General features: G+C 58.8%; 19 protein-coding genes and 1 pseudogene. 11 read left to right on the forward strand and 9 right to left on the reverse strand.

Going from position 1 to position 25,752, the window contains the following annotated elements; all coding sequences use genetic code 11:
* Window positions 1-69: 69 nt before the first annotated feature.
* Together NKJ21_RS24125 and NKJ21_RS24130 are read right to left on the reverse strand one after the other, a co-directional pair.
* Window positions 70-435, reverse strand: coding sequence for a cupin domain-containing protein (locus NKJ21_RS24125; RefSeq protein ID WP_002892824.1), 366 nt, complete (start codon window positions 433-435; stop codon window positions 70-72).
* Between the two features lie 13 nt (window positions 436-448).
* On the reverse strand, window positions 449-1,750 hold the full coding sequence (locus NKJ21_RS24130) for an FAD-binding oxidoreductase (protein WP_012542535.1): 1,302 nt from the start codon (window positions 1,748-1,750) through the stop codon (window positions 449-451).
* Between the two features lie 159 nt (window positions 1,751-1,909).
* Here NKJ21_RS24130 and NKJ21_RS24135 point away from each other — a divergent pair, with 159 nt between their 5' ends.
* The 7 genes from NKJ21_RS24135 (at window position 1,910) to NKJ21_RS24165 (ending at window position 12,199) form a co-directional block, all read left to right on the forward strand.
* Entirely contained in the window at window positions 1,910-3,394 is a 1,485-nt protein-coding gene (locus NKJ21_RS24135; RefSeq protein ID WP_110221978.1) for an aldehyde dehydrogenase family protein, read from the forward strand.
* 397 nt (window positions 3,395-3,791) lie between these two features.
* Window positions 3,792-4,874: a YncE family protein gene (locus NKJ21_RS24140; RefSeq protein ID WP_110221979.1), complete on the forward strand. Its 1,083-nt coding sequence runs from the start codon at window positions 3,792-3,794 to the stop codon at window positions 4,872-4,874.
* A gap of 59 nt (window positions 4,875-4,933) precedes the next feature.
* Window positions 4,934-7,132, forward strand: coding sequence for a TonB-dependent siderophore receptor (locus NKJ21_RS24145; protein ID WP_012968763.1), 2,199 nt, complete (start codon window positions 4,934-4,936; stop codon window positions 7,130-7,132).
* 106 nt (window positions 7,133-7,238) lie between these two features.
* Entirely contained in the window at window positions 7,239-8,615 is a 1,377-nt protein-coding gene (gene pheP / locus NKJ21_RS24150) for a phenylalanine transporter (protein ID WP_012542532.1), read from the forward strand.
* A gap of 186 nt (window positions 8,616-8,801) precedes the next feature.
* A complete protein-coding gene (locus NKJ21_RS24155) occupies window positions 8,802-10,007 on the forward strand; it encodes an MFS transporter (RefSeq protein WP_162499996.1) in 1,206 nt (401 codons plus the stop codon).
* Window positions 10,008-10,023: 16 nt separating this feature from the next.
* The gene (locus tag NKJ21_RS24160; RefSeq protein WP_012968760.1) at window positions 10,024-11,046 is read left to right on the forward strand and encodes a sugar phosphate isomerase/epimerase; all 1,023 of its coding nucleotides are present in this window, start codon (window positions 10,024-10,026) and stop codon (window positions 11,044-11,046) included.
* Window position 11,047: 1 nt separating this feature from the next.
* Complete coding sequence (locus tag NKJ21_RS24165) at window positions 11,048-12,199, forward strand: Gfo/Idh/MocA family protein (RefSeq protein ID WP_110221980.1); 1,152 nt, start codon at window positions 11,048-11,050, stop codon at window positions 12,197-12,199.
* A gap of 19 nt (window positions 12,200-12,218) precedes the next feature.
* Here the strand turns inward: NKJ21_RS24165 and NKJ21_RS24170 are convergent, their stop codons facing one another.
* Window positions 12,219-12,635: an Exc2 family lipoprotein gene (locus NKJ21_RS24170; RefSeq protein WP_110221982.1), complete on the reverse strand. Its 417-nt coding sequence runs from the start codon at window positions 12,633-12,635 to the stop codon at window positions 12,219-12,221.
* A gap of 232 nt (window positions 12,636-12,867) precedes the next feature.
* On the opposite strand from NKJ21_RS24170, the gene NKJ21_RS24175 reads away from it, so the two are divergent.
* A complete protein-coding gene (locus tag NKJ21_RS24175) occupies window positions 12,868-13,848 on the forward strand; it encodes a LacI family DNA-binding transcriptional regulator (protein WP_040973771.1) in 981 nt (326 codons plus the stop codon).
* 3 nt (window positions 13,849-13,851) lie between these two features.
* On the opposite strand, the gene NKJ21_RS24180 is transcribed toward NKJ21_RS24175, so the two are convergent.
* Window positions 13,852-15,096 carry a mechanosensitive ion channel family protein gene (locus NKJ21_RS24180; protein WP_004202471.1) on the reverse strand — a complete coding sequence of 415 codons (1,245 nt, stop codon included), beginning with the start codon at window positions 15,094-15,096 and terminating at the stop codon, window positions 13,852-13,854.
* Between the two features lie 70 nt (window positions 15,097-15,166).
* Entirely contained in the window at window positions 15,167-16,594 is a 1,428-nt protein-coding gene (locus NKJ21_RS24185) for an MFS transporter (protein WP_254733258.1), read from the reverse strand.
* A gap of 108 nt (window positions 16,595-16,702) precedes the next feature.
* Between NKJ21_RS24185 and NKJ21_RS24190 the strand changes: the two genes are divergently transcribed.
* The 3 genes and pseudogenes from NKJ21_RS24190 to NKJ21_RS24200 all read left to right on the forward strand — a co-directional run bounded on the left by NKJ21_RS24190 (window position 16,703) and on the right by NKJ21_RS24200 (window position 21,963).
* Complete coding sequence (locus NKJ21_RS24190; protein WP_008805530.1) at window positions 16,703-17,569, forward strand: helix-turn-helix transcriptional regulator; 867 nt, start codon at window positions 16,703-16,705, stop codon at window positions 17,567-17,569.
* Window positions 17,570-18,103: 534 nt separating this feature from the next.
* Window positions 18,104-19,137, forward strand: a pseudogene (locus NKJ21_RS24195) (DUF2157 domain-containing protein).
* Window positions 19,138-19,233: 96 nt separating this feature from the next.
* Entirely contained in the window at window positions 19,234-21,963 is a 2,730-nt protein-coding gene (locus NKJ21_RS24200) for a sigma 54-interacting transcriptional regulator (protein ID WP_008805532.1), read from the forward strand.
* 52 nt (window positions 21,964-22,015) lie between these two features.
* Here NKJ21_RS24200 and NKJ21_RS24205 read toward each other — a convergent pair whose 3' ends face one another.
* From NKJ21_RS24205 to NKJ21_RS24220, 4 genes are all read right to left on the reverse strand, one after another.
* Window positions 22,016-23,002 (reverse strand): SIS domain-containing protein, encoded by a 987-nt coding sequence (locus tag NKJ21_RS24205; RefSeq protein ID WP_004176978.1) that lies wholly within the window; start codon window positions 23,000-23,002, stop codon window positions 22,016-22,018.
* A 64-nt stretch (window positions 23,003-23,066) separates the two neighbouring features.
* Window positions 23,067-24,128 carry an SIS domain-containing protein gene (locus tag NKJ21_RS24210; RefSeq protein ID WP_004176977.1) on the reverse strand — a complete coding sequence of 354 codons (1,062 nt, stop codon included), beginning with the start codon at window positions 24,126-24,128 and terminating at the stop codon, window positions 23,067-23,069.
* A 17-nt stretch (window positions 24,129-24,145) separates the two neighbouring features.
* Window positions 24,146-25,000 (reverse strand): PTS system mannose/fructose/sorbose family transporter subunit IID, encoded by an 855-nt coding sequence (locus NKJ21_RS24215; RefSeq protein ID WP_004176976.1) that lies wholly within the window; start codon window positions 24,998-25,000, stop codon window positions 24,146-24,148.
* A 2-nt stretch (window positions 25,001-25,002) separates the two neighbouring features.
* Window positions 25,003-25,746: a PTS mannose/fructose/sorbose/N-acetylgalactosamine transporter subunit IIC gene (locus NKJ21_RS24220; protein ID WP_004183295.1), complete on the reverse strand. Its 744-nt coding sequence runs from the start codon at window positions 25,744-25,746 to the stop codon at window positions 25,003-25,005.
* Between the last annotated feature and the right edge of the window lie 6 nt (window positions 25,747-25,752).

Raw genomic sequence — 25,752 nt, forward strand, 5'->3', positions numbered from 1 at the left:
GAGAAGGCGCAATGCGCCGCCTCCGGGTCCCCCTGTGCGTTCCCTGCGCCGCCGGGCATTATCAGCGTGTTAGCGCGTCTCGACGTTCGCCAGGTAGTGCTTCACAAAGCGCGGCGTCAGGATTTTCCACTCCACTTCGGTGCCCTGTTTAACAAACCAGCTGTCGCCCGGCGCAAAGCGCTGCGGCTCGCCACCGGCGACGGTCAGCTCCACTTCGCCTTCCAGCACGGTGGCATGCTCGGTAAACGGATAGGTCATGGTAAAGCTCCCCTCAGTGGACGAAAACAGTCCGCAGGTAAAGGCGTCCTGCGGCTCGCCGTAGATCATCGCCCCGGCCACCTGCGGGTCTCCCGCGGTCGGCGTCGCGCCGAGCAGGCTGACGCTGCCGATCGGCTGCAGGTCAGGTACCGGGTGTTTAAGTTTAAAAGCGTGCATAGCGTTCTCCTGGTTAACTCCGGCCTTTCCAGAAACCGGCGGTTTGATGCATCAATTTTCCGGCTGTGACTAATAGCAAGCGCAGGCTGTCACGGCCGTGGATGGTCGCGTGGGGGATGCTGCTCAGCAGGCGATAGCGGTCGGAACCGCCGTTGATCCCTTCGGCGAGGATTTTGCACACGATGTGCGACGGGGTGACGCCGAAGCCGGAGTACCCCTGGACGTAAAAGACGTTGTTGTGATCGCGTAGGGTGCCGATCTGCGGGAACAGGTTGGCGCTACAGGCCATCGGCCCGCCCCAGGCGAAATCGATCTTCACATCCTTCAGATAGGGGAAGACCTCCGCCAGCAGGGTGCGATTCCAGGCGGCGAAATCGTTCGGCGTATATTCCACAAAGCGAGTCGCGCTGCCGAACAGCAGGCGATTTTCCCGGGTGACGCGGTAGTAGTTAATCACCGGGCGAATATCGCTGAAGGCGCCGCGCAGTGGGCTGATGCGCTCGATCAGTTCATCGGAAAGGGGCTCGGTCGACACCTGATAGGAGTAGGTCACCAGCGTCTTGTTGTAGATCTCCGGCTCCATATTGTTGAGGAAGCTGTCGCAGGCCCACAGTAGTTTGGCGGCTTTGACGCTGCCCATCGCGGTGCGTACCCGCACCTGTTTGCCGTAATTCACCTCCACCACTGGCGAGGATTCGAAGATCTTTACCCCCAGCGAATGGGCGGCCTGCGCCGAACCGAGCAGCATATTGAGCGAATGGATCTGCCCGCCGCCCATATGTTTCAGCGCGCCGCAGTAGACCTCGGAGCCAACCACCTGCTGCACCTCTTTGCCGGTATACAGTTCGATTTCTTCATCCGGGGTAGCGGCTTTAAACTCCTTCTCCCACTGGCGCAGCGTTTTGAGCTGCCGCTGGTTATAGGCGAGATAGCCGTAGCCGGGGACGAAATCGGCGTCGATATGGTATTTGCGGATGCGTTCGCGAATGATGCCCGCGCCGAGGTTGGCGATTTTAAACAGCGTCTCCAGCCCCTCTTTGCCGACGTGCTTTTTCACCGCTTCGATGTCGTGACCGATACCGGCCATCACCTGGCCGCCGTTGCGCCCGGTACCGCCGTAGCCAAGATGGCGCGCCTCCAGCACCACCACGTTGGTGATACCCTGTTCCGCCAGCTCAAGGGCGGTGTTAATCCCCGAGAAGCCGCCGCCGATAATCACCACGTCGGCTTCAATATCTTCCCGCAGCGCCGGGAAATGGAGGTGGTATTTCTTCGTCGCGCCGTAGTAGTTCAGCGCATCGATTTTAATGTTCATCGCGTTACCCTGTGGTCTTGCCTGGCTCAAGGTCCTCATCACAGCACGCCATGCGGGCGTTGAATATCGTCCGGAAGAATGACGTTCTTTAGAACGATGGGCGGCGCAGAGCAACCGTGCTGTGATAGGCCAACTTTGCTAAAAAAACGGGTGCTGACGATGAGCGAGATAACCTTACTGGCGGAAGTGACCGCCTTTTTACGCCAGCCACACGGGCAGTTTATTGCCGGTCAACGTGAGGCGGGCCACGGCGCGCCGTTCGCGGTGATTAACCCGGCCACCGGTCAGGCAATTGCTGAGGTGACGGCAGCGGATGTGGATCAGGCGGATCGCGTCATGGAGAGCGCCCGCCAGGCGTTCAGTCAGTGGCGTGAGATGCCGACGCTGGCGCGCGGTACGCTGCTGTTGAAGCTGGCGGATGCCCTGGCTGAGCATCGCGAAGCGCTGGCGCAGCTGGAAAGTCTCTGCTCCGGCAAGACCATCATGCTGGCGCGGATGTTGGAGCTGGATCAATCGGTGGCGTTTTTGCGCTACTTCGCCGGCTGGGCGGGGAAAGTCACCGGCGAAACGCTGGATGTCTCGCTCCCCTCCATGAACGGTGAGAAATATACCGCCTTCACCCGCCGCCAGCCGCTGGGGGTGGTGGTCGGCATCGTGCCGTGGAACTTCTCCATCATGATTGCCATCTGGAAGCTGGCGGCGGCCCTGGTCTGCGGCTGCACCATCGTCCTCAAACCGAGCGAGTATACGCCGCTGACGCTGCTGCGCGTGGCGGAGCTGGCGAAAGCGGTGGGTATCCCGGATGGGGTGATTAACGTGGTCAACGGCACCGGCGGCGAGATTGCCCAGCGGCTGATGACGCATCCGGCCTGCGCCAAGGTGAGCTTCACCGGCTCGGTGGCCACCGGTGAAAAAGTCCAGCAGTCGGCCTGCGCGTCAGGTAAACGGGTGACCCTTGAACTGGGGGGCAAAAACGCCGCGCTGTTCCTCGATGACCTGACGCCGGAGGCGATGGTCAACGGCATTATTGAAGCCGGCTACCTGAACCAGGGGCAGATTTGCGCCGCTGCGGAGCGTTTTTATCTGCCGCAGGGCAAACTGGATGCAGTGCTGGCGCTGCTGAAAGACAAGCTCAGCGCCTTCGCGCCGGGATCGCCGCTGGATGAACAGACGCTGATGGGGCCGCTGGCCAACCGCCAGCAGTACGAGAAAGTGCTCAAACTGATCCAGACCGCGCGCGACGAGGGGGATACCATCGTCTGCGGCGGCGAAGCGCTGCCGGGAGAGGGGTATTTCCTGCAGCCGACTGCGGTCAAAGTCCGCAGCGAAGAGAGCACCCTGATGCGCGAGGAGACCTTCGGTCCGGTATGCAGCTTTATCGGCTATCGCAGTGAAGAAGAGGCGCTGGCGCGGATCAATGCGTCGCCATATGGCCTGGCGGCCAGCGTCTGGTCCGATAATATTCGCCAGGCGCTGCGCTACTCGGAGGCGATTGACGCCGGCATCGTGTGGGTCAATATGCATACCTTCCTCGACCCGGCGGTACCGTTCGGCGGCATGAAGGGCTCGGGCATCGGACGCGAATTCGGCAGCGCGTTTATCGATGATTATACGGAGCTGAAGTCGGTGATGGTGCGCTATTAACCGCCGCTCAGCGACATAGCGCAGGCATTTGTCGTTTTGCGCCAGATGGGCGACACATCCTGCGCCTTCTGGCCCTGAAACCGGGAGGGGGCACTGCCTCGCTTCCGGGACTCTTTTTCCCTTCGCGGATCCTTTCTTCCCCTCGTTATCCGCCATTGCCGTAAAAAAAATCAGCAGATTATCTTTTTTGCCCGCCAGGACTTGTTTGATATTAGATAATGAGTATAGTTCTCATTCTCTTTTTCATTCGTAATTTTGGCAAGGTTCGAGCTGCGCCAGTGAGTCGTTCACTAAGAGTCGCGAAGGCGTAGGGTGACGTAAAGACAGCAGGCTGGAAACAGACAATATCGGTCGCTGCGCGTCCATCGGGTCATTGATTTTTTATAGGGTTGATCCAATGAAATACACACTTCCGACGTTGACGCTGGCCATCAGCGCGGCGTTAAGCGGCTGCGCGATGCCTCATTCCTCTGCCGTTTCCCAACCGGTTGTCGACTCGCCAGCCCCTAACGTGGCGCAACCGCTGCAGCGCCAGCTAGCGGAAGGGCTGTACGAGATGGCGTTAAGCCCGCAGGGTGATGCGCTGTACGTCGCCAGCGCCGAAGGCTTTAAAAATGTGCAGGGCGGGGCGGTCTACACACTGGATCCGCACACCCTCAATACCATCGGCCTGACGCACACCGATCTGAAAAACTTCGCTTTACAGCTCTCTGCGGAGGGTAAAACGCTGTATGTCAGCAATTCGCTGGACGGCGGCATCAGCGCTATCGACACCGCCACCGGCAAGGTAAAAAACCGCCTGCTGTTCAGCGAGCGCAATGAAAAAGGTCGCCCTTATGGGGCCCGTCAGCTGCTGTTGCTGAATAATACTCTCTACGTTGGTGCGGTCGCCGACCCGGCGCAAATCTGGGTGGTTGACGCCACCACTCTGAAGCTGAAAACACGGATTAAAAATACCGGTAAATGGATGACCGGCCTGCACTACTCCGCACAAACCGGTCGCGTGTACGCCGCTAACGGCAGCGGTGAAATTCTGGTGATCAACCCACATAACCAGCGCATTGAACAGCGCTGGAAGCCGCTGGGCGACAAGCCAGCGCTGCTGCTTAATATGGCCGAAGATAGCGACACCGGCCGCCTGTTTGTGACTGATAACTCGAAAGCGAAAACCACTCTGGTGCTGGATATCCACAGCGGCAAGCTGCTTAAACAGCTCGACGTCGGCGATTCGCTGGCAGTGCAGTTCAATAAGAAACGCCACGAAATTTATATTTCGCAGCGTGAATCAGGCAAGGTTATCAGCCTTGACGCCAGCCGCTACACGCTGAAGAAAAGCTGGGCGCTGCCGGCCAATCCCAACAGCCTGCTGCTTTCCGCCGATGGTCAGACGCTATTTGTCACCGTCAAACAGCCCTTCAATAAAGACCACTCCACAAAAGGCCCGGACAGCGTCGTACGCATTGACCTGAACGCGCAATAAAAATAACGGGTCCGGCGACGGGCCCTTTGATTCATTTATCCTCATCCATGGGGCAAATTATGCACACCACGCACTATTCATCCTTCCCGCTGCGTAAAACGCTGCTGGCCTTAGCCATCGGCGCTGCCAGTCAAACGGCGATGGCCGCGGACGCTGCCGCCGCGAAGCAACCTGGCGAAGAGACCCTCATCGTCGAGGCTAACGAAACCAGCGATTTTAAATCCGGCGGCAACCTTGTGGTTCCGGCATTCCTCGACGGGCAGATCGCTCACGGCGGCCGTCTGGGGATGCTTGGCGAACAAAAGGCGATGGACGTTCCTTTTAACGTTATCGGCTATACCTCGAAGCTGATTCAGGATCAGCAGGCGAAAACCATCGCCGATGTCGTCAGTAACGACGCTGGCGTGCAGGCCGTACAGGGCTACGGCAACTTCGCCGAGACCTATCGAATCCGCGGGTTTAAGCTCGATGGCGATGACATGACCATGGGCGGCCTGGCGGGCGTGGTGCCGCGTCAGGTGATGGACACCCAGATGCTGGAGCGCGTTGAAATTTTCAAAGGAGCTAACAGCCTGCTTAACGGTGCGGCCAGCAGCGGCGTCGGCGGGATGATTAACCTTGAGCCGAAACGGGCGGAAGATCTGCCGACCGCGCGCGTTGGCGTCGACTATACCTCTGATTCTCAGGTGGGCGGCACCCTCGACCTGGGACGCCGTTTCGGCGACAACAACCAGTTCGGCGCCCGGGTCAACCTGGTGCATCGCGAGGGTGAAGGCGCTATCGATAATGATAAACGTCGTACTACGCTGGCTTCGCTGGGGCTTGATTACCGCGGCGACCGTTTCCGCTCCTCGCTCGATTTCGGCTACCAGAAGAAAACGTTCCACGGCGGTACAATGGGCGTCAATATCAGCGGCGTGGATTTCGTTCCGGCGCTGCCGGACAACAGCAAAAACTACAGCCAGAAGTGGGGCTATAGCGATATCGAAAGCGAATTCGGCATGGCGAAGGCAGAATATGACCTGACCGATAGCTGGACGGTATACAGCGCCCTCGGCGGCCAGCATTCGCATGAAATTGGCACCTACAGCGCGCCGAAGCTTCTGAATAAAAACGGCGATGCGACGGTGGGCCGCCTGGATACTAACCGCATTATTGACGCGATCAGCGGCATGGGCGGGGTACGCGGCGATTTCAATACCGGCGCGATTTCGCATAAGGTGAACCTCGGCTATGCGGCGCAGGTGCATACCGATGCTACCGCCTGGCGGATGTCGGCGAAGAATCCGACCACCAATATCTATGACAACCGTGATGTGGCGATGCCGGATAACGCCTATTTTGGCGGCAACTACCACGATCCGCTGGTCACCTCGCGCAGCCGTACGCAGGGCTGGCTGCTGAGTGATACCCTCGGCTTCTTTAACGATAAAGTGCTGTTTACCGCCGCCGCTCGTCATCAGAAAGTGGTTGTGCGCAACTACAGCAACGCCACCGGGCTGGAAGATACTTCTTCGCGTTATACCCAAAGCCGCTGGATGCCGACGTTTGGCCTGGTGTACAAGCCGTGGGAGCAGCTGTCGCTGTATGCTAACCATACCGAAGCGCTGCAGCCGGGCTCTGTGGCGCCGACGACGGCGGCCAATGCCGGGCAGAGTACCGGGATCGCGCACTCGAAGCAGGACGAAGTGGGCGTCAAGATCGACTACGGAACGATCGGCGGATCGCTGGCGCTGTTTGAAATCAAAAAACCGAACGCTATTTCCGATACCGCTGGCAATTACGGCCTCGACGGCGAGCAGCGTAACCGCGGCGTAGAGATGAACGTCTTCGGCGAGCCGATGCTGGGGCTGCGTCTTAACGCCAGTACGGTGTGGCTGGATGCCAAACAGACTAAAACCGCTAAAGGCGCAACCGACGGTAAAGATGCCATCGGGGTGGCTAACTTCTACGCAGTGCTCGGCGCCGAGTATGATATCAAGCCGGTGGAAGGCCTGACCGCCACCGCGCGCGTCAATCATAGCGGGTCGCAGTATGCCGATGCGGCCAATACCAAGAAGCTGGATAGCTACACCACCCTGGATTTAGGCCTGCGCTATCGTATGCGCCTGAACGCCGACCAGAACGAAATGACCTGGCGCGTCGGGGTGACCAACGTGACCAACGAGAAGTACTGGTCTGGCATTGACGATACCGGTACCTATCTGTTCGAAGGCGATCCGCGTACCGTGCGCGTCTCAATGAGCTACGACTTCTGACGCTAAAAAAGCGGGGCGGGCGGCTGACGCTCGCCCCGCGCAACTTGCGACAATTCCCCCTAAGTGATAAAAGGTGCCCCTTCACAAAAACACACAGGGGAACGACGTGAAAGACGCGTCAACGTCGTCGGATGCCGTAGAAGAGAGCGGCCCGACGCTTCATCGCGGTTTACAGAACCGACACATTCAACTTATCGCCCTTGGCGGCGCGATTGGTACCGGCCTGTTTCTTGGCATTGGTCCTGCGATTCAAATGGCTGGCCCGGCGGTCTTATTGGGCTACGCCGTGGCCGGGATTGTCGCTTTTCTGATCATGCGCCAGCTGGGCGAGATGGTGGTGGAAGAGCCAGTATCCGGCTCCTTTGCCCACTTTGCCTACAAATACTGGGGCCCGTTCGCTGGTTTCCTGTCCGGCTGGAACTACTGGGTGATGTTCGTGCTGGTGGGGATGGCGGAGCTGACCGCCGCCGGGATCTACATGCAGTACTGGCTCCCCGACGTGCCCACCTGGGTTTGGGCGGCGGCCTTCTTCCTCATTATTAACGCCGTCAACCTGGTCAACGTCCGTCTGTATGGCGAAGCGGAGTTCTGGTTCGCGCTGATTAAGGTGCTGGCGATTATCGGCATGATTGCCTTTGGCCTGTGGATGCTGTTTGGCGGCCACGGCGGCAGCAAAGCCGGGTTCGACAACCTGTGGAAACACGGCGGCTTCCTCGCCACCGGCTGGCACGGTCTTATTCTGTCGCTGGCGGTGATTATGTTCTCCTTCGGCGGGCTGGAACTTATCGGCATCACCGCCGCCGAAGCGCAAAACCCGGAAAAGAGCATCCCGAAAGCGGTGAACCAGGTGGTTTATCGTATCCTGCTGTTCTATATCGGTTCGCTGGTGGTGCTGCTGGCGCTCTACCCGTGGGTGGAGATCAAATCCGACAGCAGCCCGTTTGTGATGATTTTCCATCATCTCGACAGCAACATGGTGGCGTCCGCGCTGAACTTCGTCATTCTGGTGGCCTCGCTGTCGGTCTATAACAGCGGCGTGTACTCCAACAGCCGGATGCTGTTCGGCCTGTCGGTGCAGGGTAATGCGCCGACGTTCCTCGCCCGTGTCAGCAAGCGCGGCGTGCCGGTGAATTCGCTGCTGCTGTCAGGCGTCATTACCTCGCTGGTGGTGGTGCTGAACTACCTGCTGCCGCATGAAGCGCTGGGGCTGCTGATGGCCCTGGTAGTGGCGACGCTGCTGCTGAACTGGATCATGATCTGTATGGCGCACCTGAAGTTCCGTGCCGCCCAGCGCCGTAAAGGGCGTGAATCGAGGTTTAAAGCGCTGCTGGCGCCCGCCAGCAACTACTTCTGCATTGCTTTTCTTGGGTTGATCCTGGTGCTGATGTGCACCATTGATGGGATGCGCCTGTCGGCGATCCTGCTGCCGGTGTGGATCCTGTTCCTGTTTATCGCCTTCAAACTGCTGCGCCGCCCGGCGTAAGCGAGACGCCCCGCCGTCCGGCGGGGCTGCCTGCCTTTTTATTGTGATCCTCTTCGCAGGTGGGGAATTTGCCTGGCGATCTTCTTTTTGTAATCGATTACTTTTGTGTTGAGCGATTTTGTAATCGATTACTTTTTGAGGGCGAGCAACATGGTCACAACAACAGAAGGTCGGGAAAGTGTCCGCGTGAGCCACCGTTTTCTGGTGCCGCGGTTGTCGTTAATGATGTTTATGCAGTTCTTTATCTGGGGCAGCTGGTCGGTGACCCTGGGGCTGGTGATGACCCGGTATGAGATGTCATTGCTGATCGGCGATGCGTTCTCCGCCGGGCCGATCGCCTCCATCCTGTCCCCCTTTGTGCTGGGGATGCTGGTGGACCGCTTTTTCGCCTCGCAGAAGGTGATGGCGGTGATGCACCTGGCCGGGGCGGCGATCCTGTGGTTTGTCCCCCAGGCGCTGGTGGCGCAGAACGGCGCCCTGCTGATTGGCCTGCTGTTCGGCTATACGCTGTGCTATATGCCGACTCTGGCGCTGACCAACAATATCGCCTTTCACAGCCTGGCGAACATCGATAAAACCTTCCCGGTGGTCCGCGTGTTCGGCACCATCGGCTGGATTATCGCCGGGATCTGCATCGGGGTGACCGGTATCTCTGATACCACCGGCATCTTCACGCTGGCGGCGCTCTGTTCGGTGGCGCTGGCGATTTACAGCCTGACGCTGCCCCACACCCCGGCGCCGGCCAAAGGCATGCCGGTTCAGTTTCGCGATCTGCTGTGTGCGGACGCCTTCGCGCTGCTGAAAACCCGCCATTTCCTGATTTTCTCCCTCTGCGCCACCTTAATTTCCGTGCCGTTAGGCACCTATTACGCCTATACCGCGTCGTATCTGGCGGATGCCGGCGTCAAAGATGTTAGCACCGCGATGTCGTTCGGCCAGATGTCAGAGATCGTCTTTATGCTGGTGATCCCGCTGCTGTTCCGTCGCCTCGGGGTGAAATACATGCTGCTCATCGGCATGGTGGCGTGGTTTGTCCGCTACGCCTTTTTTGCCCTCGGGGTCAGCGAAGAGGGGCGCTTCCTGCTCTATCTGGGCATTTTGCTGCACGGCGTGTGCTATGACTTTTTCTTTGTCGTCGGCTTTATCTACACCGACCGCGTGGCGGGCGAGAAGGTCAAAGGCCAGGCGCAGAGCATGATTGTGATGTTCACCTACGGGATCGGCATGCTGCTGGGCTCGCAGATCTCCGGCGCGCTGTATAACCATCTGGTGGCCGGCCAGAGCGTGCCGCAGGCCTGGGTGACCTTTTGGTGGATCCCGGCGGTGGCCGCCGCGGTTATCGCGCTGATTTTCCTTTTCTCTTTCCAGTACAACGAGAAAGAGCCGCACTAATTTTTCAGGAGGGGGTATGAAAACGATTAAGGGACCGGGCATTTTTCTGGCGCAGTTTATTGGCCCGCAGGCGCCGTTTAACACGCTGGCGGGGGTGGCGCAGTGGGCCGCCGGCCTGGGATACCGGGCATTGCAGATCCCCTGCAACCACCCGGCGATTTTCGATGTCGAGCGGGCGGCGGCGAGCCAGACCTACTGCGACGAGGTCAGCGGCACCCTGGCGGAGCATGGGCTGGTCATCAGCGAGCTGTCCACTCATCTTGAAGGGCAACTGGTGGCGGTGCATCCGGCGTATGACGCGGCGTTTGACGCCTTTGCCCCAGCCGCGTTACATGGCGATCCGCAGGCGCGTCAGCGCTGGGCGGTGGAGAAAGTGCGCCAGGCGGCAGTGGCCTCCGGCCGTCTGGGGCTGAAGGCCCATGCGACCTTTTCCGGGGCGCTGGCATGGCCCTTTTTTTATCCGTGGCCGCCGCACAATCAGCCGCTTCTGGATGAGGCCTTTGCCGAGCTGGCCCGGCGCTGGCGGCCGCTGCTGGACCACTTCGACGAACAGGGCGTCGATGTCTGCTATGAGATCCACCCCGGCGAAGATCTGCACGATGGCGTGACCTTTGAGCGTTTTCTCGCGCTGGTGGATAACCATCCGCGCTGCAATATGCTCTATGACCCGAGCCACCTGCATCTGCAGCAGATGGACTATCTGACTTATATCGATATCTATCACTCGCGTATTAAAGCGTTTCACGTCAAGGACGCCGAATTTCGCCGCAACGGGCGCAATGGCGTCTATGGCGGATACCAGCCCTGGCAGCAGCGGGCCGGGCGTTTCCGCTCTCCCGGCGACGGGCAGATCGACTTCAAAGGGGTGTTCAGTAAGCTGACCGAATATGATTTTGACGGCTGGGCGGTGCTGGAGTGGGAGTGCTGCCTGAAGGACGCCGAGACCGGCGCGCGCGAGGGCAGCGAGTTTATCCGCCGCCATATCATTCCCGTTGCCGGACGGGCCTTCGATGACTTTGCCGCCGGCGGGAGGGAATAACATGATTCAGGTTGCGATAATCGGGGCAGGGTTTATTGGCCCGGCGCATCTGGAGGCGCTGCGGCGGCTGGGAGATGTCGAGGTCGTGGCGCTGTGCGACAGCCGCCTTGAGGCGGCGCAGCGCAAGGCGCAGGCGCTGAACATTGCCCATGCCTACGACAGCGTGGAGGCGCTGCTGGCCCATCCGGGGCTGCAGGTGGTGCATAACTGTACGCCGAACCATCTGCATGCCCAGATTAACCGGCAGATCCTCGCCGCCGGGCTGCACGTCTTCTCGGAAAAGCCGCTGTGTATGACGGCGGAGGAGGCGCGGGCGCTGGTGGCGCTTGCCGCCCGGGCCGGCGTGGTGCATGGCGTCAGCTTCGTCTATCGCCAGTTCGCCATGGTCCAGCAGGCGGCGGCGATGATCCGCCATGGCGAGGTCGGCAGGATCTTCGCGGCGCACGGCAGCTATTTACAGGACTGGATGCTGCTGGAGACCGACTACAACTGGCGGGTCGATTCGGCGCAGGGCGGCGCGTCGCGGACGGTGGCCGACATCGGCTCCCACTGGTGCGATACCGTGCAGTTTATGACCGGTCGGCGGATTGTCGAGGTGATGGCGGATCTGTCGATTGTCTGGCCGACGCGTAAAGCGCCAGTCAATGGCAAAGCGACCTTCAGCGCCGTTCACGAGGCGCAGGCATATGAAACCCGGCCTGTCGATACTGAGGACTTTGGCTCGGTGCTGTTGCGTTTTGACGATGGCAGCAAAGGCAGCTTGATGGTCTCCCAGGTGAGCGCCGGGCGGAAAAACCGTCTGGCGGTGGAGATTAACGGCAGCCTCTGTTCTCTGGCCTGGGATCAGGAAGTGCCCCAGCGACTGTGGATCGGCCACCGCGAGCAGCCGGATCGCCTGCTCAGCGACGACCCGAGCCTGCTGCGGCCGGAGGCCGCCGCCAGCGCCCATTATCCCGGCGGCCATATTGAGGGCTGGCCGGATGCCTTCAAGAATATGATGGGGCATTTTTATCAGGCGGTGCGCGCCGGGAAGATGCCGGAGGCCGGGGCCCGGCGCTTCGCCGCTTTCGACGACGGCGCCGATGTGATGTACATCATCGAGGCGATCGTCAAAAGCCATCAGCAGCAGCGCTGGGTCAGCGTCGAACGCTGAGCGCAGGCGGGGCGCAGGATTATTTCACCCCAAGATAGCCGTCGAGATAGGCACCGGAGAGCTCGTTGCCGAACAGGACGGCATCTTTATTTTCCATCGCATTATCCCATTTGTCGCTGGCGTTGCCGGTAAAGGCGTGCTCGGTGCGGGTGCCATGCGCCGCCTGTTGTTTGATGGCCTCAGCGGTGCGGCGGGCGTCGCTTTCACTCATGCCAGCGGCTTTATCCTGCTGGCCGCGGGCGTACATTGCCGTGAAGGTCGGCAGGTTTAAACGGTAATTTTCCTGGCGGTTGACGGTGAAATTGCCGCCGACAAAATCGGAGCGGTGGGCGACAAACGCGTAAGCGTGGCGTTCCGGTGACGATTTTGACGAGGTGCAGCCGGTGATCGTTGCCAGGGCACAGCTGAGGGCGAGAACTGCGTTGGAGAGCCTCATGGAGATATCATCCTTAATCATAAATGAAGAAATAGGGCGCCAGGGGGCTGTCGCCAGAGCGCGAACCGGGTGGAACGGCAAAAGGATGCGCGTTAACGGCGTGGGAGAGAAGCCCTGATTTTTAATAGTTTTCTCGTGCGTTCCCGCGCTTTCGCGCCAGGCTGGCAGGCTGACCAGAGGTCATTTATGATAGCCTGCAGGATCCACCTCTATCGCAGGAAGTGCAGGGTTTATGTCTATTCAGAAAATTGCTCGTCTGGCCGGCGTCTCGGTGGCCACGGTGTCGCGGGTGCTGAACAACAGCGATACGGTAAAAGCCAAAAACCGTGAGCGCGTGCTGCAGGCGATCAAAGAGAGCAACTATCAGCCGAACCTGCTGGCGCGTCAGCTGCGAACCGCTCGCAGCAATATGATCCTGGTGATGGTCTCCAATATCGCTAACCCCTTTTGCGCCGAGGTGGTGAAAGGGATAGAAGAAGAGGCGGAGAAGAATGGCTACCGCATTCTGCTGTGTAACTCCGGGTCGGATCTGGCCCGCTCGACCTCGGGCCTGCAGCTGCTCTCCGGCAAAATGGTCGACGGCATTATTACCATGAACGCGCTCTCCAGCCTGCCGGAACTGACCACCATGATTGGCGATGCGCCCTGGGTGCAGTGCGCGGAGTATGCCGACACCGGCAGCATCTCCTGCGTCGGGATTAACGACGTCGAGGCGGCTCAGGGGGCGGTGTCCCGACTGGCCGATAGCGGCCGCCGCCGCATTGCGCTCATTAATCACGACCTGAGCTATCGCTATGCCCGTCTGCGCGAGCGCGGCTATAAAAGCGTGCTGCACGTGCACGGTCTGGTGTATCAGCAGGTGACTTACGCGCAGGATCTTAGCGCGGCGGCCGGTAAACGGGCGATGGAGCAGCTGCTGTCGCAAGACGAGCAGCCCGACGCGGTGTTTGCCGTTTCGGACTCACTTGCTGCCGGGGCGCTGCGGGCGATTGACCAGGCCGGACTGCGGGTGCCGGAGGATATCGCGGTGATCGGCTTCGACGGCACCGAGCTGGCGGAAGTGGTCTCCCCGCAGCTGACCACCGTCGAACAGCCCTCCCGGGCGATCGGCCGCACGGCGGTGGCCCTGTTAATGAAACGCATCGACGATCCCGACGCCGCCGTCGAGCGGGTGATGATGGACTGGCGCGTGATAGCCCGCGCCAGCGCCTGAGGATCAGCGGGAGAAGGCGCCCGCCAGCGCGCGAATGTCGTTGCCGGTGGGCGTTTGATGAATGCGTAAGCCAAACTCCTCCACCACGGCGAAGACATGGTCGAAAATATCCGCCTGGATCCCCTCATATTCCGCCCACACCACGGTGTTGGTGAAGCAGTAGATCTCGATGGGCAACCCGTTGGCATCCGGCGCCAGCTGGCGCACCATCAGGGTCATATCCTGGCGGATACGTGGATGATGGCGTAAATACTCCTGCAGATAGGCGCGGAAGGTGCCGACATTGGTCATTCGCCGCTCATTGAGAACCGACTGTTCCCCGGCGTACTGCTGGTTCCAGGCGCTAATCTCCTCGTGGCGCGAATCCATATAGGGCTTAAGCAACTTCGCCCGGATCAGGCGCTGCTGCTCCTGTTCATCAAGAAAATGAATGCTGGTGGTGTCGATGTTGAGGCTGCGTTTGATGCGGCGGCCGCCGGAGGCCGACATGCCGCTCCAGTTTTTAAACGAGTCGGAGACCAGCGACCAGGTTGGAATGGTGGTGATGGTGTTGTCCCAGTTGCGTACCTTGACCGTGGTGAGGCCGATATCGATCACCGCGCCGTCGGCGCCGTACTTCGGCATCTCCAGCCAGTCGCCAAGCTTGAGCATATCGTTGGCAGAGAGCTGGATACCGGCCACCAGACCGAGGATCGGATCTTTAAACACCAGCATCAGCACCGCGGCCATCGCGCCGAGCCCGCTAATCAGGATTGCCGGTGACTGGCCTATCAGCAGCGAAATAATCAGGATGCCGATAATAATCGCCGTCACCAGCTTAATCCCCTGGAATATCCCCTTCAGCGGCAGCTGAGAGGCGGCAGGAAATTTCTGCGCCAGCTTTAAGATCACATCCAGCAGCGAGAAGAAGGACAGCATGGCATATATCATCACCCATAGCTGAGCCACGGTGGTTAATATTTCCGCCGCCTCGCTGCCTTTTTGCAGCCACAGCACCGCCTGCACGTTGACGATGATCCCCTGCAGGGTAAAAGCCAGTCGGTGAAAGAGTTTATTCTGCGTGATGATTTGCAGCCACAGATGGCTGCTGGCCAACGCCCGTTTTTCAAAAGCGCGCAGGACCACTTTGTGCAATATCAGATGCACGACCACGGCGGTGAATAAGATAATGCCGAAGATAATCATCAGCGAGCGGGTGGGGGTTATTTCGATACCTAAGGCGGCAATTTGCGATATTAATTCCTGCATAACGTCTCCTGAATATCCAGCGGGTATGATGACCGCTGGATAGCTATTATGCAAATCACCGCCGCCGGTATTACGACGCTACCGTCGCCGGCTGTCGGTTGAGATGATGGCGCAGCCACAGCGCGATGGCCCCCAGCAACAGCATCATGACCACCTCGACCAGCAGAAAATCAATCAGCGCCTGCGGATAGTTCCCGCCGCCGCGGCGGGCCAGCGCGAGGAACAGCGAGCCAAGGATAGCCGGTCCGAGACCGAGGGTCGCCTGCTGCAGGGTGCTGAGGATGGCGCTCCCGGCCCCGGCGTCGCTGGCGCTGATATCGCGCATGCCAATCCGGTAAAAGCTGTTGACGATCAGCGCCTGACCGTAGCCGATCAGCGCCGTGGCGGGGACCAGCGTCAGGGCGGTGGTGGCGATGCCGAAGCGGGAGAAGGTGGCGCACAGCAGCAGTAGCCCGGCGATCTGCACCGCCAGACCAGTCAACAGGATCCGCCCCATGCTGTGGCGGGCGATAAGCCGCGGGGCATACAGCGCCGAAATAAAATAGGCCACGCCGAGGGCGATAAAGCTATTGCCGGACTGCCACGGCGCCATCCCCAGCCCCTCCTGCATGGTCAGCGCCATGCAGAACATAAAGCCGGACCAGGCGCTGAAAAACAGCAGGGCGATGGCCATCCCGAAGCGGATGCTGGTCAACTGCAGCAGACGCGGCGGCAGCAGGGGATGGTCGCCGCGCTGCTGCTGGCGCAGGGCGCTCTGACGCATGGCGAACATGAGCGGCAGGACCGCCACCAGCATCAGCTGCAGCCACAGCGGCCAGTGCAGCTCCGGACCGAGGGCCATCGGGAACAGCAGGCAGCAGAGGATCAGCGCGAGGTACAGCGTGCCCTGCCAGTCAATACGCGACGGCGTCTCGCGACGGGTTTCCGGCACATAGCGGCGGCTCAGAGCCAACACCAGCAGGCAGATCGGCACATTGATAAAAAAGGCGTTGCGCCAGCCCAGTCCGGTGATGTCCGCCGATACCAGCCAGCCGCCGCCCATCTGTCCGACAATAAAGGCGATCCCGCCGATGCCGCCATACAGGCTGATAGCCCGGGCGTGGGCGGGGCCTTTGAGGGTCACGTGCAGAGTGGCGAGGATCTGCGGCACAATCAGCGCCGCCCCGGCGCCCTGCAGGGTGCGGGCCGCCAGCAGGGCGCCGATGCTGTTCGCCATCCCGCACAGCAGGGAAGCGATGCCAAAGAGGGCGACGCCCCACATAAACAGGCGCCGGCGGCCATAGTTATCGCCAAGCTTACTGCCCATCGCCAGGCAGACGGCAAAGGCGACGCCGTAGAGCGCGACGATGAGTTCCAGCTGCGTGGCGCTGGCCGCCAGGGTGTGGGTGATGGCGTCCAGCGCCACATTGGTGATCGAGGTATCAATAAGCGGCAGCATCTGGCCGCCCAGCAGCAGCAACAGACCGGCGCGGCCGGGTGAAACAGCAGACGTATTCATGGGATTCTCCATTGCGTCATTCAGCAGACCGACGTAGCATTACCGATAAATTAAACGGGTACCAGTTCCTGCCTATACTGGTACTGGCACTACTATGCTGGAGGGGTGATGACCACGATGCCGCAACGGGAGTTGACGATCGCCGTGCCGGACGATCGACGCAAACAGCTGGGGGCATTTTTGCGCGCCCGCCGTGAAAGCCTCGATCCGCAGCGCCTGGGGTTGCCCCGCGTGGGCCGCCGGCGCACGCCGGGCCTGCGTCGGGAAGAGGTGGCGATGCTCGCCGACGTCGGCGTCACCTGGTACACCTGGCTGGAGCAGGGGCGGGAGGTGAATCCGTCGGAGGCGGTGCTGGTGGGGGTGGCGAATGCTTTACAGTGCAGTCCGCTGGAGACCCGGCACCTGTTCGTACTGGCCGGGCTGACCCCGCCGGAAGCCACCCAGGTGACAGTGTGCGAAGGCATCAGCCCCGGCACCCGCCGGATGCTGGACAGCCTGATGCCGCAGCCGGCCAGCATTCAGAAACCGAACTTTGATATTGTGGCCTGGAACGACAGCTTCTGCCGCCTGATGGGCATCGATTTCGCCACCCTCCCGGAAGAAGATCGCAACTGTATTTATCTCTATCTGACCCATGAGACCTGGCGCAGCCGGATCGAAAATCGCGATGTGCTGCCGACCTTCGTCTCCTATTTCCGCGCCGCGATGGCCGAGCACCGTGGCGATCCGGCGTGGGAAAACAAGCTGGCGCGCTTTTTCGCCGCCTCGTCGGAGTTTGAAGCGCTGTGGCATCAGCGTTACGAGGTGCGCGGTGTGGAAAACCAGATTAAACATTTTAACCACCCGCAGCTCGGGCGATTCAGTCTGCAGCAGATGTACTGGTATTCGGCGCCGCGCAACGGTTCGCGCCTGCTGGTCTATCTGCCGATGGACGAGGCGGGCGAGCAGGCGCTGGCGTGGCTGGACCAACATTAATCACAAGGAATCAGATGGCTGGCAATGTGCCATCTTCGGGTATTCCCGGCCGGCGCTGCTGGACGGTTCCCTTACCCTCCGGGAGAGGGGTAGGGTGAGGGAAAGCCCTGCCGGGAAGTCTTTTATGTTATCTGCGACTTCAGCGCACATTGCGCTCCCGGTTAGCCTTCTGCGTTATGTCTCTCATGGCGCAGGGAGCGCACAGGGGGCGGCCAGTCGCCGCCGCCCCCTGTACCCCCGGGCTCCGGCCAGCAACATCGCCACTGCGTGGTGCCTTCGACTTATCCCTGCAGGCTTCGGGTCGGGCCGAGGCAGCGTCCGTGCAAAACACGGCCCTCAGCCCGCATCCATGCGGGCTGCCCCGGCCTGCCGGGAACGTCTCAGCGATGTTGAGGCCGCAACACCGGCAGTTTCAGCAGCCCCAGGACCCGCGGTGATTTGGGTTTGTAGGCCGGGTAAGGCGTACGCCGCCACCCGGCAAAAAGGCGAGCACATTAGCGAAAACAGGTTTGTCATCAGTCTCAAGGAATGCCTATGAACGTAACCCGAAAAGAGCAGCGCATTATTCAGCGCGCGCTGAACGCCTGGCAGGCCAGCGGGGAGTTAACCCCGTCGGACAGTCAGCGGCTGGCGCACACGCTGCGCGTCTCCCCCTCGACTGGCGGCGCCTGAGCCGCTATGCCTTCTGGACCGCGCTGGCCTGCGTGCTGATTGCTCTGGGCAGCCTGTTCGCCGACAGCGCGCTGGTGGCGTGGCTGCTGAGCCTGTTCAGCCACTCGGCGCTGACGCGGATCCTGCTGCCTGCGCTGCTGGCAGTCGTCTGCTACGGCTGGGGCTTTCGCCGCCAGCGACGGGAAACGCAATGGCACTACAGCACCGAGGCGATTTTGTTTCTGGGCGTCGTCTTTACCGCCGTGTCGCTATGGCAGCTTGGCGAACGGCTGGATAACGGCAGCGGCCATATCGCACCGCTGTTTCTGGCCGGATGCGTGATTTACGGCGCCATCGGCTATATTGCCCGCTCCGGGCTGGTGTGGCTCTTTTTTCTGCTGGCGCTGGGCAACTGGTTCGGCGCGGAAACCGGCTACGTCTCGGGGTGGGGCGCCTACTGGCTGGGCATGAACTACCCGATTCGCTTCGTCCTGTTCGGCGGCGCGCTGCTGGCGCTCTGCTACGGCGCGCAATCCCTGCTTCGCCAGCGGCAGCTGTTTACCGTCAGCAAGGCGATGGGCCTCACGTACCTGTTTATTGCGCTGTGGATCCTGTCGATTTTCGGCAATTACGACGCAGACAGCTGGTACCAGGTGAGCCAGGCGCGACTCTTGCCGTGGGGGCTGCTGTTTGCCGTAGCGGCCGGCGTCTGCATTTTTATCAGCCTGAAAACCGATGACGGAATGCTGCGCGGCTTCGGACTAACCTTCCTGGCGATCAATCTCTATACCCGTTTCTTTGAGTTTTTCTGGAACGGGATGCACAAAGTGCTGTTTTTCCTGATCCTTGCCGTCTCGCTGGCGGTGATTGGCCGCTATGCCGAGCGCATCTGGCACGCGGGGAACGTTAAGCCATGAAAAATTAAGCGCTTTTAAAGAAGTGTGGCTGACGGCAGCGACGTCCTGCGCGAATTGTCGTATAAGCGAATTTTACGCTTTTGACAGGGGAGCGAGATGAACAAGGAGTCGATTTTTCGCCAGCTAGAACAACGGATCGCCGGGCGAGCGCTGACGGCGGAAGCGCTGGGCGAGTTTAACGCTATGGCCATTGCCGATAGCTTGAAGCAAAAACGCAGCATCATCAGCCATCATCTGAATAATCTCCATCGCGAGCAGCGGGTGGTCAAAGTGAATGGTCGCCCGGTGCTGTTTTTACCCGTTACCGTTCTGCGCGATCATCACCGCCTGGCGGTTCGGCACGGCGAATACGCCTCCATTCAGGCGCTGTGCGCGGAGCGTCAGGATAGTCTGGCGCAGCTGATTGGCGCGCAGGGCAGCCTGCAGGAAGCATTGCGCCAGTGCAAGGCTGCCATCAGCTACCCTGGCGCAGGTCTGCCGCTGCTGCTGCGGGGCCCTACTGGCACTGGGAAAAGTTTTCTAGCTCGCCAGCTCTGGCACTACGCAATAGATGAAGGCATTTTACCTGCCGATGCGCCTTTTACCGTATTTAACTGCGCCGAGTACGCGAATAATCCAGAACTACTGACCTCGAAGTTATTTGGTCATGCGAAGGGGGCCTTTACCGGCGCCGATAAAGCCGTTCCTGGTCTTATCGAGACCAGCAACGGTGGGGTGTTGTTTATCGATGAGGTTCATCGGCTGCCGCCCGAAGGTCAGGAAAAGCTGTTTCATTTTATGGATAACGGTAGCTGGCGCCGGCTGGGGGAGAGCACCGATGAGCGCAGCGCCACGGTGCGGCTAATTTTTGCTTCAACCGAGGATCTGGAAAAACATTTCCTGGCGACCTTTATTCGCCGTATTCCGGTAATTGTAAAAATTCTGCCGATCGCTGAACGCGGCCAATTCGAGCGGCTGGCGTTTATCCACCACTTTTTCCGCCGTGAAGCCCAGCGTTTGAACCACGATCTGGCGTTGGATGGCGAAATCGTCAGCCAGCTCATGCGTGAAACGCTTGAAGGAAATGTCGGTGGGCTGGAAAATTTGATTCGCAATATTTGCGCCAGCGCCTGGACATTTGGCGAACGTGATAGCGGTCTTTTACACATAAAAGCGGGTTTGCTGCCCGACCGATTACTGGCGGATGCGCCTTTTTCCCTTCAGCAAAATAGCGAGCGGGTTATGATTTACCGCGATGGCGACGCGCAGCCTCTTTTTTCTGGTCGTCACCATGAATACCAACGGCTAACGGAAAATATTTGTAGCCTGTGCGAGGAGTTGGCTCAGGATAATATTAGCGTGCGGACCTTTGAAAAGCTTATTTATCAGAACGTGACGCTCTATCTTGATGCGCTGATGAATCAGGAGAGTACGGTCTCTCTGCAGGACAAACGGCTGCGCTTTATTGAAGATGTGGGCAAAGCAATCGCTGTCAATTATGACCTTCAGCTAAATGTCGAATTCGCTTATCTTACCGGCCGCTACCTCACCAGCCTCCCTCTGGCGCCGCGTAGCGTTGCTGAGCCCGTGCGTCTGGTGATGCAGCGCTGGCTGGACTCCTCGGCGGGGCTGGCGCAGCGTATCGCGGAGAAACTACTGGATGTCGTCAATAATAAATACGATCTGCTCATCGATACGCTTGACCGCCTGGCGGTTGCCGCTATCGTCAGCAATGCGATTGATGCGACCAGCGGCGGAAAAGTGAAAGCGCTGATAATCGCCCACGGTTATTCGACCGCCAGCAGCATTGCCGGCGTTGCTAACCGCCTGATTGGCGAGAAGATCTACCAGGCCATGGATATGCCGATGGAGGTGGCGTTTAACGATGTCAGTCGCGCCGTGGTTGATTATCTCCAGCATACGGACACGCGTGCGGGTGTGATGGTGCTTATTGATATGGGCTACACCAAGGAGATTGCCGATGCGCTTTTGTCGGTGATTCACGGCCCGCTGGTGGTGGTGGATAACGTAACGACCCGCATGGCGCTGAACGTTGCCAGCGAGATCGCGCTGGGAAAAAACATCGAACAAATCGCCGAAGAGATCGTGCCGCTTAATCAGTCGCGTTGGGATGTGTTCTGGCCCGCAGAAAAAAAAGAGCGTGCGCTGCTGGTGACCTGTATTACAGGTATCGGTACCGCATTTAAATTTAAAAATCTGATGGAGAAGAGCCTGCTCAACGATTTTGATATTAACATCATCGCCTGCGAGTATACGCGCTTAAAAAACAGTCGTACGGCGGTATCGTTACTCCACCAGTATGAAGTTATTGCGGTCGTGGGTACCCACGACCCGCAGCTGGCCGGAGTGCCCTGGGTTGGCATTGAGGAACTACTTGGCGAGCAGGGGCATCGACATCTGAGTCAGCTCTTAAGTGGCTATCTTAATGAAAAGCAAATTGCGCTGATTAATAAAAATATGGTTCGTGAGTTTTCGCTGCATAACGTTGTCAACTCTCTGACGATACTGAATGCCGGAAAAACCATGGGCCATATCGAAACCATTATCGCTGAGTGGCAAAATACGCTTGGTTTTCATTTTAATAATAACTTAATTATCAGTTTATATGTGCATCTCAGCTGTATGATTGAGCGTCTGGTAATGCGTAATGAAATTAGCCATTATAAAGATCTTGAGCAATTTACCCGCCAGCATGGCGAATTTATTGCCATGGTGAATCACTCGTTCCAGCGCCTGAAAATACTCTATAACGTGGCGCTACCGGTAGCGGAAATTGGCTATATTCACGATATTTTTGAATTACGTATTGAAGATTTTAGCTGGTAATTCTCAACGCAGCCCCGGAGAATTACGCCGGGGCTGGCAGGCGGCTAGCGAATCAATATTCGACTTTCCACATATAGCGGCGGGTGGTCAGCGGGTGGTTGCGGGCGGTGGCCAGCGCCAGGTTGTAAACATCCAGTACGCAGTTGTGCAGCAGGCCGCAGAAATATTCGCGCACGCTGGTGTGCAGTGTGTCGATTCCCACCTTTTCCACGTCAATAATCTGCAGTTTTCCCTGGTAACGTTCGATAAAGCGGATCGCGCGGTCATCCAGCGGGCGTGTGCGGCCGCTGCTTTTTAATAAAATAAACGGCGTTCCCGCTTCGGTAATCTCAAAGGGACCGTGGAAATACTCGCCGCTATGGATGCTCGCGGAGTTAATCCACTGCATCTCCAGCAGAATACAGATGGATTCCTGATGCGCGGCGCCGAATGAGGGGCCGCTGCCCATCATGTAGATGACCTTTTCGCTCTTCCAGGCTTCGGCAAAATGGCGCGCATCCGCCTGAACCTGCTGCTGAGCGCCGCGTACCACGGATTCAAAACTGGCAAAGGCGCTGACCATCTGATCGTAATGGGCGTATCCCTCAGTTTGCGCAAGCACTTCCAGCGCCAGCCACAGGCTGTATGCCGCTTTTTGCTGCGTCGGATCGACGGTTTCGGGATAGCGCGCCCAGCAGTATTCAATAGTGTAATCGCTGTGTTCGCACAGCGGCGTGCCGGGGGTATATACCAGTCCAATAGTGGCGGCGCCTTTCTGACGCGCGATGCGGGCGGCTTCCACCGTTTCAGCGGTGTTGCCCTGCTGCGAGGCGAGGATCACTACGCTGTTTTTACCTAACGCGTTCGGCGTCGCGTGGACAAATTCATTACTGGTAACATAGCCGACGGCCAGCTTTTTAGCTTCACAATCGAGAAAATATTTCCCCGGCCAGAAACCGGTTAATGAACCACCGCAGCCAACAAACCATACGCGCTCAATGTGCTGCTTAGATAAAATATCGCGAATAATAGTATGTGCGTTTTTATGAGCTATAGACATATTGGTCTCCTTGAGATGTAACGGGTCCTCCGCTGAATAGCGGATAACTTTTACTATGCGTCAATTAATTGGGTTGTTTACTTTTCATTTTCTGGTGGAACTGCGGATCCTTCGGTATCGCGGGATCGATGCCCTTCACTGGTGGCAGTCGGGCACAAACCATTTGTAACGGAATGATATATTCAAAGACCGCAAAGTCGGGATCGTTAATAAATGCGAAGGGCATATTTTTGCCGTTATTTTCGACTTGTGGACCAATGCGATAAATATGCTGAGTCCAGCCGCCAAGTATTTCCGCCAGGCGATCCTGACGCTCATCGGGAAACGGATCGAGCATGATCAGGGTAGAGCGCTCGTCGAAGGCGTTATAGATCCCGTGGATGAACTCCTCAAATTCATAACCGGCAACCGGACAGCGTAGCGTTTCAAGCATCTTTAGCGCACCTTCCTGAACGGTGCCAAACAGCCTTGCCGGACCGGTCAGGCGAATGTCCGCGCTGTCGATAAGCGGTCGGGCATGATTGAGAACCCACGCCTGCGAGGCCTCAATGAGCGTCGGCAAATGATTAAACGTGGTATCCATGCGGATGAGTAGCGCTTTGCGCTCCTCATCGCTCAGGCGCCGCTGGCGACTGGCGACAGCAAGCGCCAGCAGCATCAGATTAAGTATGGTGCAGTGATACCCTTTGGTTTTAGCGCCAGCCCGCTCTTCTCCACAGGGTACTGTTAAGACCAAATCTGCCGCCCGGTCGATAACGGCTGGCGCTTCCCCGGCCATGGAAGCGGTGAGATGCCCGGCTGCCCGGGCGCGTTCCATTGCGGCGAGGGTAGAGAGGCTGCCGCCTCCCTGAGAAATGCCGATGACCAGCGCTTTGTCGCTGAGGGTCAGCGCCGAATCATCCAGCAGAAAAGGCCAGTAGACATCAACGGGTAGCCCGCACCACTGCTGCATAAACGAGCGGGCGGTCAGCGCGCCGTGATAAGAGGTACCGGAGCCGGTCAGGATAATACGCGTGATGCCGCGCTCCGTTAGCGCTTTCGCCGCCTGCCAGAGATCTTCCCGCGTCTGCGTCAGCATAGCGAGCAGACGGGCGGGTGTTTCATTCATATAGTCTTCTACGTGCATGGGTGATATTCCTCTTCTTAAAGCAGGCCTAGCGCGCTGGCCGCCATGCCAAACGCGACGGTTCCTAGCAGGATCCAGTTAATATTGACTCCCTTACGGATCAACTTGTACATCCCGAGGGTGAAAAGCAGCGGCAGCAGCGAAGGAAGAATTTTGTCAATAAACTCCTGCGCCTTCATGGTGGTCTGCCCGGCGGTAAAGCTGAGCGGGGTGGTGATATCTATCATGCTGGCGGTCATCGCGCCGACGACCATGAGGCCAACAATTGATGCGATATAGGTCACCCGGTCCATAAGGCCGCTTTGGTAAATTCTCATCAGCCAGGTCGTACCCGCCCGGTAGCCGAGCTTCAGGCCATACCAGCGGCACAAAAGATGCGGCAGGTTATAAACTAACAGCGCCAGTATCGGTCCCAGCAGGCTGCCCTGCTGGGCGAAATAGATACCCATCCCGGCGGCGATAACCTTTAATGATCCCCAGAAAATGGAGTCGCCGATGCCCGCCAGCGGTCCCATCAGGCTGGTTTTAATCGCGTTTATCGACTCCTCATTAAATTCGGGGTTACGCTGGTTCTCTTCTTCCATGGCAATCGACAGGCCGAAGATAAAGGTCGAGAGATGGGGCGTGGTGTTAAACAGCACCAGATGACGCTGCAGGGCGCGCCCCAGCTCCGTTGGGTCCTGATAGATACGCTTCAGGGCTGGCGACATGGCAAAGGCGTAGCCCATATGCTGCTGGCGCTCGTAGTTCCACGAGCCCTGTAGCGTAAAGGAGCGCCAGAACACGCTGCGTAAATCGCGGGCGGTGATGCGGCTTGCGTCATCGCTTTGCGGCTGGGTAGCGCCAGTCACAGTTTGCGTCATTTCGCTCATGATTAGCTCTCCTGCTGCTTAAGATTAAGGAACTGGCTGATGATAAATGCCAACACCACAGCGAACAGCGCAATGGCGATGATATCCAGTTTGGTATATGCCGCTATCAGAAATCCCAGACCGAGGTACGGCATTAGTTTGCTGCTGAGCATCATGCTGATCAGCAGGGCGAAGCCGAGCGCTGGCAGGATCTTACTGGCGACGATCAATCCGTTGGTTATCACCGGTGGAATGGCCTCCAGGAACCAGCTTACCGCCGAAGAACCAAGCAGAATGGCAAAAAATACCGGTAGAAATCCGTTTAAAAAATAGAGTAGCGTCGGACCGGCGAGGTGCATCAGGCCGACCATTCGGGTATTACCCTGTGCCGCATAGCGATCCGCCAGATGACCAAAGCGGGCGTTCACCACGCGCACCAGGATGCCTAGCGTCTGCGCCAGCATTGAGACAGGGATGGCGATGGTGAGCGCAGCCTCCGGACCGCGGCCGGACATGATCGAAAACGCGGTGGCCAATACGGAGCCGGTCACGATATCTGGCGGGTGCGCGGCGCCGATGGCGACGTTGCCGAGGAAAATAAGCTCCAGCGTAGCGCCAATCAGAATCCCCTCATGCAAATTACCGCAAACCAGACCGGTGAGGGCGCACATCACCAGCGGTCGATCGATCATTGATACCCCAAGCAGGCGGCCATCAAGTATCCCCAGGGCGGCGATCAGGCCGAGTAACGTTGCGGTGAGCAACATAGTGAC

Origin of the sequence: Klebsiella sp. SWET4, assembly GCF_024296565.1 — a bacterium.
Lineage (GTDB): Bacteria > Pseudomonadota > Gammaproteobacteria > Enterobacterales > Enterobacteriaceae > Klebsiella > Klebsiella variicola.

What these genes read in the sequence shown, in the direction of transcription:
- NKJ21_RS24220 (WP_004183295.1), bottom strand. Translation starts at nt 25,746, where the DNA reads ATGTTGCTCACCGCAACGTTACTCGGCCTGATCGCCGCCCTGGGGATA.
- NKJ21_RS24200 (WP_008805532.1), top strand. Translation starts at nt 19,234, where the DNA reads ATGAACAAGGAGTCGATTTTTCGCCAGCTAGAACAACGGATCGCCGGG.
- NKJ21_RS24175 (WP_040973771.1), top strand. Translation starts at nt 12,868, where the DNA reads ATGTCTATTCAGAAAATTGCTCGTCTGGCCGGCGTCTCGGTGGCCACG.
- NKJ21_RS24215 (WP_004176976.1), bottom strand. Translation starts at nt 25,000, where the DNA reads ATGAGCGAAATGACGCAAACTGTGACTGGCGCTACCCAGCCGCAAAGC.
- NKJ21_RS24130 (WP_012542535.1), bottom strand. Translation starts at nt 1,750, where the DNA reads ATGAACATTAAAATCGATGCGCTGAACTACTACGGCGCGACGAAGAAA.
- NKJ21_RS24185 (WP_254733258.1), bottom strand. Translation starts at nt 16,594, where the DNA reads ATGAATACGTCTGCTGTTTCACCCGGCCGCGCCGGTCTGTTGCTGCTG.
- NKJ21_RS24180 (WP_004202471.1), bottom strand. Translation starts at nt 15,096, where the DNA reads ATGCAGGAATTAATATCGCAAATTGCCGCCTTAGGTATCGAAATAACC.
- NKJ21_RS24160 (WP_012968760.1), top strand. Translation starts at nt 10,024, where the DNA reads ATGAAAACGATTAAGGGACCGGGCATTTTTCTGGCGCAGTTTATTGGC.
- NKJ21_RS24190 (WP_008805530.1), top strand. Translation starts at nt 16,703, where the DNA reads ATGACCACGATGCCGCAACGGGAGTTGACGATCGCCGTGCCGGACGAT.
- NKJ21_RS24145 (WP_012968763.1), top strand. Translation starts at nt 4,934, where the DNA reads ATGCACACCACGCACTATTCATCCTTCCCGCTGCGTAAAACGCTGCTG.
- NKJ21_RS24140 (WP_110221979.1), top strand. Translation starts at nt 3,792, where the DNA reads ATGAAATACACACTTCCGACGTTGACGCTGGCCATCAGCGCGGCGTTA.
- NKJ21_RS24210 (WP_004176977.1), bottom strand. Translation starts at nt 24,128, where the DNA reads ATGCACGTAGAAGACTATATGAATGAAACACCCGCCCGTCTGCTCGCT.
- NKJ21_RS24205 (WP_004176978.1), bottom strand. Translation starts at nt 23,002, where the DNA reads ATGTCTATAGCTCATAAAAACGCACATACTATTATTCGCGATATTTTA.
- NKJ21_RS24165 (WP_110221980.1), top strand. Translation starts at nt 11,048, where the DNA reads ATGATTCAGGTTGCGATAATCGGGGCAGGGTTTATTGGCCCGGCGCAT.
- NKJ21_RS24170 (WP_110221982.1), bottom strand. Translation starts at nt 12,635, where the DNA reads ATGAGGCTCTCCAACGCAGTTCTCGCCCTCAGCTGTGCCCTGGCAACG.
- NKJ21_RS24125 (WP_002892824.1), bottom strand. Translation starts at nt 435, where the DNA reads ATGCACGCTTTTAAACTTAAACACCCGGTACCTGACCTGCAGCCGATC.
- NKJ21_RS24135 (WP_110221978.1), top strand. Translation starts at nt 1,910, where the DNA reads ATGAGCGAGATAACCTTACTGGCGGAAGTGACCGCCTTTTTACGCCAG.